We start from the raw sequence: 13,605 nt of genomic DNA, 5'->3' as shown, positions 1-13,605 counted from the left end.
GCGTAAGCAAGAGGAGTGACAAAAGCCTATGTGTCGGAGACCGAACGAGGGCGCAAGTCCCGAAGTGAAGCGGTTAGTCGCTGTTATACGAAGTTGCTGCTTTTAGTAGTTTGAATTGTTTATTTTTCGAAATTCATTTAGGACTGATTCGGAGATCCAGATTCCCTTTTTTTGAAGTTCATCAATTAGTTTCTCTAAATCTTTTATTATACCTAACTTTTTCGCTTTTGCTAAAATTCCGAGAGTTCCGGTTATTTTTAATCCAAGATTCTTTGCTATTTTTCTAGCCTTTAGGTCATCCAATATTACGAGAGAGTTTTTTGATTCTAGTGCCAAAGCAATGGTTGTTGCTTCTCCGCTATCTAAAATTTGTTCAAGAGACTTAACAGAAAATTCTTGGGTAGGATTTTTGATTTTTATAAAGTCAGGAATATTTTCCCCAAATTCAGTCTTAACTGTATCAGTAATGATGACTGTATTATATAAGTTTTTTAAAATACCAATTTGTTGGATTTTCGAAAGAAGTATTAAGCAACTTGTGTTAGAGATAACGTCAGGCATTCTCTAAATCAGTTTTAAGATCATCGGTAGAGTATCCAAATAGAATAGAAGACCCATAGTTTTTCATCACATCAATTAGAGAAGATTTTGATAGGTTAACGATATCAGCGGCTTGCCCAATGGATATTTTACCAGTCTCATATAATTTAACAGCCATAGCCATTTTGAAATCATATTCATTTAGGTCTATTTGGTCTGGGATTTGAAAACTTAGAGATTTCATGATCGGATACATCTAAGTTTTTGTTCTAGGAAAGTAAAAATCAAACTATTTTCATATCATTTTGAATGAATTTTCTGAAAATATCGGTTTTTTTGTTCCAACTAATGTTTTGCAGCAATTTCGTATAACGAACTAGACTTAACGACGTTCCCCGACCCTGAGTCCCGAAGGGACGTTAGGGACTGGAACGACGCTTGCAGAGGCAAGAGGAGTGCCAGAGGGGAATGTGTCACAGACCGAGCGAGGGCTTGTCCCGATGCGAAGCGTTAAGTTGATGTTATACGAAGTCGGTTAAGCTACATACTATTTTTCATAACATCGTATGCATTCTCTCTTGGTCCGACATACGTGATTAGGAGTTCTTTTAAATTTTCATCTAAAAAGAAGATAATTCGATATTCGGTTTTATGTATTTTGAAATGGTGCGAAGAATAGCCTATTAAATCGCCAACTAACACATCCGCGATTGTTGGATTTTCAATTAGTCGATCAATTTCTGCTTTGATATTTTTTTTAATGTATGGGTCAGCTTTTTTTATAAATTTTGCAGGTTGATTTCTATCGAACTTTGCTACATACATTTTTGAATCGACTTTTACAAGTTTCCATGTGTTTCAGGCATTAATCGAATAAGTCTTCATAAGTATCAAACTCACCAGCTTTGATATTGATTGTTGCTTTAAGAATAGCAGCAGTAAATGCCTTTTCAGAGTCTTCGTTTGTGTTTGTTATTACTGAAAGTACATTTCTTAAGATTAGTTTGTAATCTCTTTCTGTAAAGAGATCCTCATTTGTGTGAGTAATTTCATACCTTTTCTCTGGTTCGAAATTTGAATTAGGAATTAATGGATTTATAGTTGTGGAATTCATTTTATTAACCTTGTAATTTTTAAGTCAAAAAAATATTAAAAACTTTTTGTTTTAGTTCTCGAACTGAGTCATCTAAAAGATCTTCAACCACTTTTTTATCAGGTGTTGTTATTGAAGTCCATATCCTGTGATCATTTATGGCTGCGTAAAGAGAATTGGATACTCCTTTTCTTGGTTGGAGTTGAATATTAAATCTTTGATCATCACCTATAATTACTTCGAAACGCAAGTCCAATGTCTTTGTAATATATGGCCGGTCGATTTGACGAAGTCCGTTTTGAATAAATCTATCGGTTAACCATGTTTCACCGTTTTCGCCAATATCATTCCACTCATGCTCAGTATTCAATCCTATGTTTGAATAAAACAGGGGCAAAGATCCATTAGTTACCCGGACGATTTCATTTGTCACTTTTTCGTATAAGTCTGCAACTTCGAAACTTTCGTGACCAATTATTTGAATTCTTTGAGGGTTGATGATAACTGAAGGATAAGGCAACCTTCCTGAGTGCTTTGTGATTATAAAACCTTGTTCACTAGTTCCTGCCGAGGTATTATAGGGGTCTCCAAATAGGTCTAAACAGAACCTACGATCCAGAATTGGAATTTGGGACATAATGCTCTTCCAAGCACCTACAAAACTATAAGAAATTATCCTATGATTCACATTCCCTTCCCTGGTAAATTAGACTTATGTCAACTATATCGGTTCTCATTTAAGAGAAAAAGTATTTTTTTTATCAAAATTCGAGTTTAACCGATTTCGTATAACGATAGAGGCTTACCGACGTTTCGTGTAGCTGAGCCTCTGAAGGAGGCGTTAGCGTAACACGAAATGTGCCTTTAGGCCGAGCGAAGGCCCCACGAGATCCAGATTTCCACAGAAATCTGAGGCGAAGTGGAAAAGGACCTGAGCGAGCGGTAAGGCGATGTTAATTGCAGTTGGTTATCTATTGAATTTGTTAGAAATACGAAGTGTGCTAATCCCAAGCGCGCAAATTTTCGCTCATATTTTTTTTTCTTTATAGCGCGCCGATCATTCATGAAGCATGGGAACCGTAAAAAAAAATAATATGAATTAGAGCGAAGTAAATCTCTTCACTCATATTTTTTTCTTTAAATCACCTGAATCTCGCACAAAACGTTAAAACCAGACCAAGATATAATTCAGAGAAACGCTATTTGTATCTCTTTGAATCTTTAAGAAAATTTGCGCGCTGATTTTTTTTGAAGAGATTTAACCAATTGCAATTAACGAAATAGCGGAGACGACGTTCCCCGACCCTGAGTCCCGACGGGACGTTAGGGACTGGCCACGTAGCTTGCGTATGCAAGCGAGTGCCAGAAGGGGAATGTGTCGCAGACCGAGCGAGGGCTCGTCCCGAAGCGAAGCGTTTCCGCGCTGTTAGCCGCTGCGATCTACTTTTATAGAAGTTCAAATGGAATATAAAATTGATTTTTATCGAATATATTCTCGATTGGTATCTCTCTACTTAATAAGGATTTCAATCGAAATTGAATTTCATTAGCTTCTGGATTTTGCAGATACGCGTAGACTCAATCGTAAAGAATCTTTGAGTAAGTTTCTATCAATTTTCCTGTTGAAAACAGGAAAGGAATATCCTATAATTACCAGAATTTCTGTTTCTTTAAGAATTTCTGTAGCTAGTTCTCTATTTTTTAATACTAACTTATTATCTGATTCCCATGCAAAGGCAAATGGGACATGCACTCTTGGATTATTAAAGATTGATTCTGAATATTTTAACAGTTCTAGGATTCCATTTCTATCACTTTTTGCAAAATTATATTCTAATAAATCATATCTATTGCCCCAATGATAAAAGAATGAAGCTGTTCCGTTTAATTTAATTAAGTATGGTTTCTTATCATCTAAATTTTCCTCTGGCGAATGAAAGACATTCAATATCTCTAAATGGCTATTATGATGTCCATAGTTAAGTATTTCTGAAATTGATTTTTCTAGTTGCATATCATAATTCCATGATATGAAGTTTACATTGTTAGGTAACGAAATGTCGCCTTTTTTTTCATCAAGCACAGATGATAGAAAAACCTCGTAGCGGTTGTCTGTTTTACGAAGTAATTGAAGGATAGTTAAGTAAATTGAAAGTGCAAATTTTAAATTTCGTAGATCATTTGACTCTGCTCTAATAGATAAAATACGAGCATAGGTATCAACAGATGCATGGCTTTCAAGGGTATTCTTTAGTTGTTTAAGGTAGTCGAAAAGTATATAATTTTTATTTGTTTCTGGATTTATCTCTAGTTTTGGATAATCGACTAATCCCTCAATCCTCTTAATATAATTATTAATTAAATTGGCGATATTATCCATATTTTCAGAAAAATTCTTTACTATGGGGATACAATTGAAACTGGCTCCAGCTCCAAGAATATAAGTAATTTTAGTATGTTCCATTATGAATTTGATTTTTGATCGTTGCGGCTAACGAAATAGCGAAGACGACGTTTCCCGACCCTGAGTCCCGACGGGACGTTAGGGACTGGCCACGTAGCTTGCGTATGCAAGCGAGTGCCAGAAGGGAAATGTGCCGCAGGCCGAGCGAGGCCTTGTGCCGAAGCGAAGCGTTTCCGCGCTGTTATACGCTGTTTTTCATTATTTATTCTGTATTGTATAGCGACTCGATTCTGCCATCTGGAGCAATATGTATAACGTAATAGTTACCATTATAGTAAACACTTTCAGCTCCATATTTTGAAAATTTTTTATTTTGGTTTTTTTGATTAAAATGTTTCCATTCAAAGTAAATAACACTTACAATTCTTCGGACCAATATTTCTAAATCCTCTAATTTATATGGTATTTCACTTTTATTAACTTTTTTAATTTTATGATTATATAGATGTCTTAAAACTATATGTAAAAATGATTCATTGTTCCAATAGATTGTAGGACTTTCTTGAACCATTCTGTCGTCTTCGATGAGAAACATTGCTGGTAGAATTATATTTAAGATTTCTCTTATTTCCGAAATTTCTTTTTTTCTGATATTTAATTTTTTTAGTTCTTTGACCAACAATAGGATTTGTTTCCAAAAATGTTTGGCTTCACTTTTTTTTAGTTTAGATTCTTCAGTTTCTGTTATTAATCCTTTTTTCCGTTTTGTATTAAGATAATGGCGATGGATTTGAAAATTTTCAACTAATTCTGCCTCTTGTAATTCGATATTTGATAGTATAGTTTCAGGAAAGTTTCCGAACATACCCATATAAATACCTACAAATTTTTCTTTTTCAGATTTTAAGAGTTTTATACCTGATTCTATATATTTTTTGTATAGAATTAATGTCATTTTTTCCATTTCTAGAGGATCGTTTCCGAATTCTATTGGTATAGTTATTTTATTTTTATGATTTTTCGGTATATCATTTTGGATATTGTCGTTCGGTGTTAGTATAATTTGAATAATTGATTGGATTGATAGTCCTTCTGTAATTAGTAATGTTTTTATTTCTGGTTTATAATTCAAATCTAATGTATTTAGTTTTAAAAAAGAAATATTTTCTTTTATTCCTAATGCTATATCTTCCCCTGCGAAGTATTTTCTTTGATTTAGAGTATAATGTAATATTCCGCTAAGGGGACTATTGTATTTCTTGAAATCTTCTGAACTGGGATCGAGATCAATTGTCACAAAGCTATCCGTCTTTCCAATTTTTTCATAAATGGTAAACGGATCTAATTTTATATAATACATTCTTTTAAACTTTTATTCTATGATACTTTTTTCATAAATATATTTGAAAAATAGCGTATAACGAACTAGGGGAGACGACGTTGTCCGTAGCCGAGCCTACGAAGTAGGTGTTGGCGTCGGCGCGCGTTCTTGCGGAGCAAGAAGCGTGACGGAGGACAATGTGTCGTAGACCGAGCAAGGGCGTAAGTCCCGCAGCGAAGCGGTTAGTTGCTGTTATACGAAGTCGTAGGTTGATAATTTATTTCTCTATTAATTTACCGGTAACAAATTTGTGAATTAAGCTAGAAATAAAGGTTTGATAAGGTAATCCTTCCTCAAAAGCTTTCTTTTGAATGGATTGTAAATCTAATTGATTGAGCCTAATATTAATTCTCTTGTTCTTTGCGAGTGTAGCAGAAGCAGCTTTCTGATAACTGCTGATCAATTTGTTATTAAGTCCGATTGATTTCCATTCACCAGCTTCGTATGATGTGAGAATATCACTTTCTTCTTTTGAAAGCGTCGGAAGTTTTTTGTGTATTTTGTCTATTTTAGATTTCATTGTCATAGCCTTCCTTTAAAAGATAATTTCGTGTAGCTTTTCTACTTGGTATAATGGTTTTGAGGAAAATTTCGTCTTTATTTTCAATAAAAGGAATTAAGTATGCATAACTTTCAATTTCAATAATGAAAATCGATTGGTTCGGATACTTATCTTTATTTGGGTGTTTAATAATGTCTAAAAGAAATCCATTTTCAATCTGAAAGAGGACTAATTCAAAAGAAATTCCTCGCTCTTTTCTTAAGATTTCGTCTTTCTCGATATCCCAACGATAATTCTTCACTCAGATAAATTTGATGACAATGTGTGCCTTGTGTCAAGGCTTTTTGTTCTACCTCTTTTCATTATATTTTCAAAAGTTTTGCCTATCTTTTTAGTTTAAATTTTCGGTATGACTTCAAGACATGGGTAACGTTCATGCGTCAGGAGAAGGGTAATACTTTTTGGTAACCTTTCTTGGTTTATGAACTTTGTATGAATTGGAATCAGGATTAATCAAGAATAAATTTTGATCGAGAGAACCTAACTTATTATTTCCGAACCAAATAGAAACGGAATCGATATCTTTTTTAATTCCTACATTAAACCCGTTAAAAGGATTTCCGATCATGACGAGATTTCCATCGTAATTGATGTAACCGCGATTGTTAACATGTCTTTGCTTGAATCCAAAAGGATAGGCGATTAGAAGTTCAGCATTCGGATCAAAAAGTTTTTCAGATTTCACATAGATTTGTTCTGGAGTTTTCATGTTGAGGGCTTCGTGTGGTCTTTCTCTATTGAATTCAACTCTCCATTTGTCGAAGAGTTTTTGGAAGAGAGTGATGTTACCGACGATTTCGTGTTGTAGTTCGCGAGCCATGTCTCTATGCATTCTTTCATGAGCGCCATTTTGGTAAGGTTTTCCTGGTTGAATACGATCGAGCTTGATACCGAGAGAGAGCCACCAAACAGAGAGTTTAGTAAGCCCCCAAAGAGACTGCATAGACGCGTAATGCGGACCGTTGTCAGAGCGAATGATTTCTGGTAATCCATAGATCTTAAATAACCTAATGAATTCGGCTTTTACTGAAGGAATGTCGCCTTTGGAAAGGGTCTTAATGGAGAGAATGTATTTAGAGAAATCATCTCTGACCGTGAGAGGATTTACTTTCTCCCTGTCTGGAGTATACCACCATCCTTTTGAAGTCAACGGTCCAAATATGATTCAGTCTACGCGTGGCTTTCTCGGGCATAGAGATGCGCTGTCCTGAATTAATTGGTCTTCTATTCTTTTTTTTCTCAAGTAGGCCTGCCTTCTTAAGAATCCGTTCAACAGTAGATCTGTTAGGAGGTTTTCTATCAGGGAATTTAGTTTTATAGAGTTCGAGTATTTTCTTAGCACCCCAGAACTTCTTGTTATTTTTGATCTTAATGATTTCTAAGATGGTTTCTTCCGCAATCTTAGCGGGAGAGTTCTTAGGAGTTCTCTTCTTATCCAGAAGACCTTCTCTCCCTTCCTTCAAGAACCTTTCTTTCCACTTGTATCCACACTTAGTAGAGATGCCATACTGAGCACAAAGCTGAGTAAAATTGACGTCATTCTGGAAGCTATCCAGAACAAATTGAAATCTTAAATCCACGATATTATTCTCCTTCCAAGGCATCCCCAAAGCCCTCCTGTAAAGGTGATCTAAAGGGATTAGAAACCTGAAAGTGTTACCTATGTCTTGCTACAAAAGTGTTACCCATGTCCTGAGGCATACAATTTGAAATGTCGCATAACGAACTAGTGTAACCGACGTAGGCTGGCCCTGAGTCCCGAATGGGACGTTAGGGACTGGTCACGACACTTGCGCAGGCAAGGGGAGTGCCAGAAGCCTATGTGTCGCAGACCGAGCGAGGGCGAAGTCCCGAAGCGAAGCGGTTAGTTGCTGTTATGCGTAGTTTTCTTTGTAACAGTTTTTTTTGGATCTTTTTTTTATCTAAAGAATACCAAGAAGCATCTATAGATAATCAAATCATTTCGGACCTATGCATTTTAAAAGCTTAGCCTCATTTTCACTATAGCGGTAAGTTTTTCCGAACTGAAGCTTACAGTCTCTATCACCGCAAAAATAACCAAAGAAATGAGTGTCCTGAAGTGAATTCTGACTATAAACAAAACTTTTGCCATCAATAAAGTATATTTTTTTTTCATCAAATCCAGTCGGAAATATTAGAATAGGTACCGGTAAAATGAATATTACGGCACCAATAATATTCCAGGTAAAGCCGTCACGATAAGCAATGTAGTTGCAGTTATTATAGATACCTGTTTTTGATGGTTCACCCCATTTATCGATAATATCTTCTTTTGTGTATGAGGGAGGATTCCGAAAGTCTTTTGGCCATTCGAATGAATTCTTTTTATCTGTAATCTCGAAACTATGCTTTACATATTCCTTATGTGCAATCCTTCCAACTCCAAAGAAACAATTTAAAGTATAGAAAGTTAGGAATATTATTAGAAGAACATTATATATTTTCATTTATTCCTTGGTTTACAATTTAGAAAATTACGCATAACGATAGAGGCTTACCGACGTTTCGTGTAGCTGAGCCTCAGTAGGAGGCGTTAGCGTAACACGAAATGTGCCTTTAGGCCGAGCGAAGGCCCCACGAGATCCAGATTTCCACAGAAATCTGAGGCGGAGTGGATTAGGTCCTGAGCGAGCGGTAAGGCGATGTTAATTGTAGTTAGTTATAATAGGAAAAAGTTTAATTCGCAAGGTTTGTATAATCTAGCGCAAATTTTTCTCTTAATTCTTAAAAAGCGTAAATTTTTAGCTGCACTTACAAGTATAGAAAAGTCAATTTTTATAAAAAAACTTACATCGACAAAAGCATCTTAAAAAAATTTGCGCGTTATTTTCTTTGGATCAACTAATTGCAATTAACGAACTAGACTTAACGACGTAGGCTGACCCTGAGTCCCAACGGGACGTTAGGGACTGGTCACGACACTTGCGCAGGCAAGGGGAGTGCCAGAAGCCTATGTGTCGCAGACCGAGCGAGGGCGTAAGTCCCGAAGCGAAGCGTTAAGTCGCTGTTATGCGCAGTTTTTCATAGTTTGTTTTTGACTTTTACATTAAATTCAAATTCTTCATTATTTTGAATCACAAATTTTCCTTTTTGAATAAGATATTCGAAGGAAATATTTGAATATCTTGGCGTAATGATATTTACTTTATTTCTTCCATCATTTTGAAAACCTTTATTAAATTTCAGAATTGTTCGTGAACAAGTAACGAAATCATCAGAAGTTTTAATGATTTTATTTTGATTAGGATAGTTATCGTGTATAAGTAAAGGTCTTTCTAAAGTGTATTTGTTTCCTTTCATGCTATATGAATAAGGATAAATGTATTCAATTTTATCTAAATATTTATTTCCATTGAGTTCAAAATCGTAAAGAATCAAATCTAATGGTGTTTTTTTAAATTTTTCTTTTTCAAAACAGACTTCTGCAAGAAGAAGAATATCTAAATCGGAAATATCTTTTTGAAAGTTTTCTTTAATTTTTAAATCTAGAATGTTGTTTGGGTCTTGGAAAATAATATTCCTGTTTTCATTCTCAATATAAAATACATTTATTTGATATATATTCGTGCCATAAAAGGACGATTCTTCAAATTTTATACTAGTGTTTTTTCCTAAACGATATTCAGAAGTTATCCCTGGTGAAATCAGAGTCAATGAATTACATGAATAGATCAATGTTAGTATTAATATAATTTTCTTTTTCATATTTTCCGTTTTTAATATTTTTTTGAAAAATTGCGCATAACGAACTAGACTAACCGACGTAGGCTGGCCCTGAGTCCCGAACGGGACGTTAGGGACTGGCCACGACACTTGCGCAGGCAAGGGGAGTGCCAGAAGCCTATGTGGCGCAGCCCAAGCGAGGGCGAAGTCCCGAAGCGAAGCGGTTAGTTGCTGTTATGCGAAGTAAAACATTTTTTTAATTAATTTTATTCTTAATTTTTAGTAGAGCTTTATATTTGTTAGCAGTAAATATAAAAACATCTTCATTTGAAAAAGTTTCAAGATTAGTTTTATTCGAATATGGAATTCGTTCGAGAAAAGAAAGGAAATCAGTTTTGCAAGAATCTGAGTCCACCCATGTTTTATTTTCCGATTTTAAACAATCGTGTCTTAACTTGCAAGCTTGATCGAGTGAGATATCATCGATAGGACATTTTGGATATATATATAAATTTGTTTCATTTCTACAATAACAACCATAGTTAATACTTTTGAATGTATTTTTCCATTCTTCTTCAAATATTTTCCTACGATCTGGATTTTTTATTTCCTCTTCAATTTTTTCTTTTAAAATTATGTTATTATCACAAAAAACTGGATCATCTAAACAAATTTTGAGCAAATCTTCATTGTTGTTAATTTTAGTTAAACGATTTTCTTCGAATTCTTTCTTATTACTTTCTTGAGCTTTTCTCTTTTCAATTTTCGAAACTAATTGTAGGTGTTCCTTTCTTTCTATTTCTTTGATTTTTTGTTCTTCTTTGAAATCCGGATTCACGAGATAGAGAATCCAATAAAAGAAATGTCCGATAGCTTCAAATACACTTAATGGATTCATTAATTTTAAATTTATTTTGTTTTATTTCGCATAACGAACCAGGCTTAACGACGTTTCCCGACCCTGAGTCCCGGACGGGACGTTAGGGACTGGCACGCAGCTTGCGAATGCAGGCGAGTGACAGAAGGGGAATGTGTCGCAGACCGAGCGAGGGCTAGTCCCGACGCGAAGCGTTAAGTCGCTGTTATACGACGTTCTTTAATTACTAGCTTTTTTTCTTTTCAAGTATTGATATAGCACTTACTAGTTCTTGTTCGTCCTTCAATGCGAGAGAAATTCTATCGGATAATTCGGCAAGAACGATTCTTACACTTTGAGCAAGTTTGAGACACTCTTCGTCAGATAAATTGTGAACACCTTCGCTTAAAGCACTATGCAATAGTTTTAGTGGATTCTTTCCATTGATTAATAGAATTTCAGGAAAATCTTGTTTCACTAAGTCAATGGCTTTTGTAAATTGTGTTTCGTTCAAAGCATCTTCAAATTTTCTTATTTTTTCTTGTGGCGCATTGATCTTTTTAATTACATCTAAAATTTTCATTAGAATTCTGTTTTTTTTGGTTCTCAACTACTCTACGATAGTAGATGAATGCTCCGATCCCCAAGCTTTGATTTTCGCATTGTCTACCTTTCAAGAAAATTTCACGATCTGGACCTATTAGGTTAATTAATTTTGAGGGAGTTGGGGGACCATAGAATGGTATTTCTCCAAATTTGCAGATTTTTCCTATTTTTTCATTTTCAGGATAAACTATTACTGAAAATATTTTTGAGCTAGTCTGGCAATTCGAACACTTATAAGTAAGGAATACTAATTTTTCTTTATTTACATCCAATTCGATTTTAAGACTTTCAGTATTCCTAAAAAACCTTACACCATTGCACTTATCAGAAGAACAGTGCAGATTTAATTCTGGTCTATTTAGATACCAGTGAATTTCTCCGTAATTGTCTTTGTTAATAGTGTATAAGTTGTTTACTGTTACTATCTGAGACGGTGGATGATTTTCTAAGAATTCATTTAATGATATTAAGGGTTCTGAATTTTGATTTTCTTCTTCTTTATTTTTCATTTGTCCTCTAGTGAAAATTATTTTAAAGAATGTCGTATAACGAACTAGCCTTAACGACGTTCCTCGTAGCTGAGCCTGCATTGGCAGGCGTTAGCGTCGGCGCGATTTTTGCGGAGGCAAGAAAACGTGCCGGAGAGGAATGTGGCGTAGCCCAAGCGAGGCCGCGAGTGCCGAAGCGAAGCGTTAATGCGCTGTTAATTGCAGTAGGTTTCTACAGGAATATGTAATTGTCGAAAGGACAATCTCATTAAGCGCGAAAATATTCGATCCGAATCTTTCTTTTCTTATAAATTTACATAGGCACTAGCGAATAAAAAAACTCTTCATTCTTAGTTTAATGGAAAAATATAATTCTTTAGCAAAGCACAGTTTACTAAAAAAAGATTCAAAAGAATTTTCCCTACTAAAAGGCAGCTTTATGTTAATTCCTCAGCCCTTTCTAAAGAAAATTTTCGTGCGCATTTTTTGTATGATTTAACCTATTGCAATTAACGATAGAGGCTTACCGACGTTTCGTGTAGCTGAGCCTCAGTATGAGGCGTTAGCGTAACACGAAATGTGCCTTTAGGCCGAGCGAGGGCCCCACGAGAAGCAGATTTCCACAGAAATCTGAGGCGAAGTGGATAAGGACCTGAGCGAGCGGTAAGGCGATGTTAATTGCAGTAGGTTTCTGCGGGAATAGATAATTGTCGAAAGGGATATCTCATCAAGCGCGAAAATTTTCGATCCGAATCTTTCTTTTCTTATTATCCAGATTGGAACTTGTGAATTAAAAGGTCATCTTTCTTCGATTAATGGTAAAATATCATTCTTTAGCAAAGCACAGTTTAATAAAAGAATTCTTCAAAAGAGTTTTCCCTACTATAAGGCAGTAATATATTAATTCCTCAACCCCTCTTTAAAGAAAATTTTCGCGCGTTTTTTTGGTATGATTTAACCTATTGCAATTAACGATAGAGGCTTACCGACGTTTCGTGTAGCTGAGCCTCAGTATGAGGCGTTAGCGTAACACGAAATGTGCCTTTAGGCCGAGCGAAGGCCACACGAGAAGCAGATTTCCACAGAAATCTGAGTCGAAGTGGCTAAGGACCTGAGCGAGCGGTAAGGCGATGTTAATTGCAGTTGGTTATTTATTGAATTTGTTAGATATACGAAGTGGGCTTATCCCAAGCGCGCAAATTTTCGCTCATATTTGTTTTTCTTTAAAGCGCACCGATCATTCATGAAGCATGGGAACCGTGAATAAAAATAATATGAATTAGAGCGAAGTAAATCTCTTCACTCATATTTTTTTCTTTAAATCACCTGAATCTCGCGCAAAACGTTCAAACCAGTGCAAGTTAAAATTCAGAGAAAAGTTATTTGTATCTCTTTGAATCTTTAAGAAAAATTGCGCGCTGATTTTTTTTGAAGAGATTTAACCAATTGCAATTAACGAACTAGCGGAGACGACGTTTCCCGACCCTGAGTCCCGGACGGGACGTTAGGGACTGGCCACGTAGCTTGCGTATGCAAGCGAGTGCCAGAAGGGAAATGTGCCGGAGGCCGAGCGAGGCCTTGTGCCGAAGCGAAGCGTTTCCGCGCTGTTATCTGCAGTGCCCTCGGCTAAAGTTGACTTGCTGTTTGTTATTTCTCACTAAGGAATTTAATAGACCAAAATTGAGTCAAAGTTAAGCAACAAGTCTTGTGAATAGTTCTTCTATAGGTGGATCCTTTCCAAATTTGATGTAAACAATATCTGGAACTTTGAATTCGTCAACTTCTTCTAACAGAATCATTTTTTGGTAACAGAAAGGACAAGATTTGTGGAATTTAAGATTCTCATCGAGAATCGAATCATCATTGAATTTTGATTCTGTTTCTTCTTTACTAAGTACTTCGAAGAGTTGATTTACTATTTCATACTTAGATCTACTAGCGGAGCTGTAGAAACCGGAATAACGAATAGATTTAATGTTTTGTGGAATGAT

16 protein-coding genes and 1 pseudogene are annotated in these 13,605 nt (G+C 35.5%); all 17 read right to left on the bottom strand.

Going from position 1 to position 13,605, the window contains the following annotated elements; all coding sequences use genetic code 11:
• Positions 1-102: 102 nt before the first annotated feature.
• Entirely contained in the window at positions 103-561 is a 459-nt protein-coding gene (locus tag LEP1GSC195_RS18790; protein WP_015683066.1) for a DUF3368 domain-containing protein, read from the bottom strand.
• On the bottom strand, positions 554-784 hold the full coding sequence (locus LEP1GSC195_RS18785) for a UPF0175 family protein (protein ID WP_020777289.1): 231 nt from the start codon (positions 782-784) through the stop codon (positions 554-556). The genes LEP1GSC195_RS18790 and LEP1GSC195_RS18785 overlap by 8 nt, the downstream gene beginning before the upstream one ends.
• 296 nt (positions 785-1,080) lie before the next feature.
• Complete coding sequence (locus LEP1GSC195_RS18780; RefSeq protein ID WP_015683078.1) at positions 1,081-1,365, bottom strand: type II toxin-antitoxin system RelE/ParE family toxin; 285 nt, start codon at positions 1,363-1,365, stop codon at positions 1,081-1,083.
• A gap of 40 nt (positions 1,366-1,405) precedes the next feature.
• The gene (locus tag LEP1GSC195_RS18775; protein ID WP_015683068.1) at positions 1,406-1,654 is read right to left on the bottom strand and encodes a hypothetical protein; all 249 of its coding nucleotides are present in this window, start codon (positions 1,652-1,654) and stop codon (positions 1,406-1,408) included.
• Between the two features lie 19 nt (positions 1,655-1,673).
• The gene (locus LEP1GSC195_RS18770) at positions 1,674-2,270 is read right to left on the bottom strand and encodes a hypothetical protein (RefSeq protein WP_015683076.1); all 597 of its coding nucleotides are present in this window, start codon (positions 2,268-2,270) and stop codon (positions 1,674-1,676) included.
• Positions 2,271-3,179: 909 nt separating this feature from the next.
• Positions 3,180-4,097: a hypothetical protein gene (locus tag LEP1GSC195_RS18765; protein ID WP_015683073.1), complete on the bottom strand. Its 918-nt coding sequence runs from the start codon at positions 4,095-4,097 to the stop codon at positions 3,180-3,182.
• 202 nt (positions 4,098-4,299) lie between these two features.
• Positions 4,300-5,397, bottom strand: coding sequence for a hypothetical protein (locus LEP1GSC195_RS18760; protein WP_015683077.1), 1,098 nt, complete (start codon positions 5,395-5,397; stop codon positions 4,300-4,302).
• Positions 5,398-5,635: 238 nt separating this feature from the next.
• Positions 5,636-5,938: an antitoxin gene (locus tag LEP1GSC195_RS18755; protein WP_015683080.1), complete on the bottom strand. Its 303-nt coding sequence runs from the start codon at positions 5,936-5,938 to the stop codon at positions 5,636-5,638.
• Positions 5,928-6,221: a BrnT family toxin gene (locus LEP1GSC195_RS18750; protein WP_015683072.1), complete on the bottom strand. Its 294-nt coding sequence runs from the start codon at positions 6,219-6,221 to the stop codon at positions 5,928-5,930. The genes LEP1GSC195_RS18755 and LEP1GSC195_RS18750 overlap by 11 nt, the downstream gene beginning before the upstream one ends.
• A 132-nt stretch (positions 6,222-6,353) precedes the next feature.
• Positions 6,354-7,130, bottom strand: coding sequence for an integrase core domain-containing protein (locus LEP1GSC195_RS19645; RefSeq protein ID WP_084597437.1), 777 nt, complete (start codon positions 7,128-7,130; stop codon positions 6,354-6,356).
• Positions 7,063-7,560, bottom strand: a complete 498-nt coding sequence (locus LEP1GSC195_RS18740; protein ID WP_232227863.1) for a helix-turn-helix domain-containing protein — start codon at positions 7,558-7,560, stop codon at positions 7,063-7,065. The genes LEP1GSC195_RS19645 and LEP1GSC195_RS18740 overlap by 68 nt, the downstream gene beginning before the upstream one ends.
• Positions 7,561-7,938: 378 nt before the next feature.
• A complete protein-coding gene (locus tag LEP1GSC195_RS18735; protein WP_015683081.1) occupies positions 7,939-8,448 on the bottom strand; it encodes a hypothetical protein in 510 nt (169 codons plus the stop codon).
• Between the two features lie 574 nt (positions 8,449-9,022).
• Positions 9,023-9,706, bottom strand: coding sequence for a hypothetical protein (locus LEP1GSC195_RS18730; protein ID WP_015683075.1), 684 nt, complete (start codon positions 9,704-9,706; stop codon positions 9,023-9,025).
• Between the two features lie 214 nt (positions 9,707-9,920).
• Positions 9,921-10,562 (bottom strand): hypothetical protein, encoded by a 642-nt coding sequence (locus tag LEP1GSC195_RS18725; RefSeq protein ID WP_015683074.1) that lies wholly within the window; start codon positions 10,560-10,562, stop codon positions 9,921-9,923.
• A gap of 205 nt (positions 10,563-10,767) precedes the next feature.
• Positions 10,768-11,103, bottom strand: a complete 336-nt coding sequence (locus tag LEP1GSC195_RS20115; RefSeq protein ID WP_015683069.1) for a hypothetical protein — start codon at positions 11,101-11,103, stop codon at positions 10,768-10,770.
• Positions 11,081-11,635, bottom strand: coding sequence for a DUF1062 domain-containing protein (locus LEP1GSC195_RS20110; RefSeq protein ID WP_232227862.1), 555 nt, complete (start codon positions 11,633-11,635; stop codon positions 11,081-11,083). Before LEP1GSC195_RS20110 ends, LEP1GSC195_RS20115 begins: the two co-directional genes overlap by 23 nt.
• Positions 11,636-13,305: 1,670 nt before the next feature.
• Positions 13,306-13,605 (bottom strand): annotated as a pseudogene (locus LEP1GSC195_RS19895) (IS91 family transposase); the annotation flags it as partial.

It is taken from the genome of Leptospira wolbachii serovar Codice str. CDC, assembly GCF_000332515.2.
GTDB classification, from domain to species: Bacteria; Spirochaetota; Leptospiria; order Leptospirales; family Leptospiraceae; genus Leptospira_A; species Leptospira_A wolbachii.
The sequence above is the reverse complement of the archived record's forward strand: the minus strand, read 5'-3'. Positions and strand labels throughout refer to the sequence as shown.

Coding starts and splice junctions, on each gene's coding strand:
- LEP1GSC195_RS18790 (WP_015683066.1), bottom strand. CDS start 561: ATGCCTGACGTTATCTCTAACACAAGTTGCTTAATACTTCTTTCGAAA.
- LEP1GSC195_RS18785 (WP_020777289.1), bottom strand. CDS start 784: ATGAAATCTCTAAGTTTTCAAATCCCAGACCAAATAGACCTAAATGAA.
- LEP1GSC195_RS18780 (WP_015683078.1), bottom strand. CDS start 1,365: ATGTATGTAGCAAAGTTCGATAGAAATCAACCTGCAAAATTTATAAAA.
- LEP1GSC195_RS18775 (WP_015683068.1), bottom strand. CDS start 1,654: ATGAATTCCACAACTATAAATCCATTAATTCCTAATTCAAATTTCGAA.
- LEP1GSC195_RS18770 (WP_015683076.1), bottom strand. CDS start 2,270: ATGTCCCAAATTCCAATTCTGGATCGTAGGTTCTGTTTAGACCTATTT.
- LEP1GSC195_RS18765 (WP_015683073.1), bottom strand. CDS start 4,097: ATGGAACATACTAAAATTACTTATATTCTTGGAGCTGGAGCCAGTTTC.
- LEP1GSC195_RS18760 (WP_015683077.1), bottom strand. CDS start 5,397: ATGTATTATATAAAATTAGATCCGTTTACCATTTATGAAAAAATTGGA.
- LEP1GSC195_RS18755 (WP_015683080.1), bottom strand. CDS start 5,938: ATGAAATCTAAAATAGACAAAATACACAAAAAACTTCCGACGCTTTCA.
- LEP1GSC195_RS18735 (WP_015683081.1), bottom strand. CDS start 8,448: ATGAAAATATATAATGTTCTTCTAATAATATTCCTAACTTTCTATACT.
- LEP1GSC195_RS18730 (WP_015683075.1), bottom strand. CDS start 9,706: ATGAAAAAGAAAATTATATTAATACTAACATTGATCTATTCATGTAAT.
- LEP1GSC195_RS18725 (WP_015683074.1), bottom strand. CDS start 10,562: ATGAATCCATTAAGTGTATTTGAAGCTATCGGACATTTCTTTTATTGG.
- LEP1GSC195_RS20115 (WP_015683069.1), bottom strand. CDS start 11,103: ATGAAAATTTTAGATGTAATTAAAAAGATCAATGCGCCACAAGAAAAA.
- LEP1GSC195_RS20110 (WP_232227862.1), bottom strand. CDS start 11,635: ATGAAAAATAAAGAAGAAGAAAATCAAAATTCAGAACCCTTAATATCA.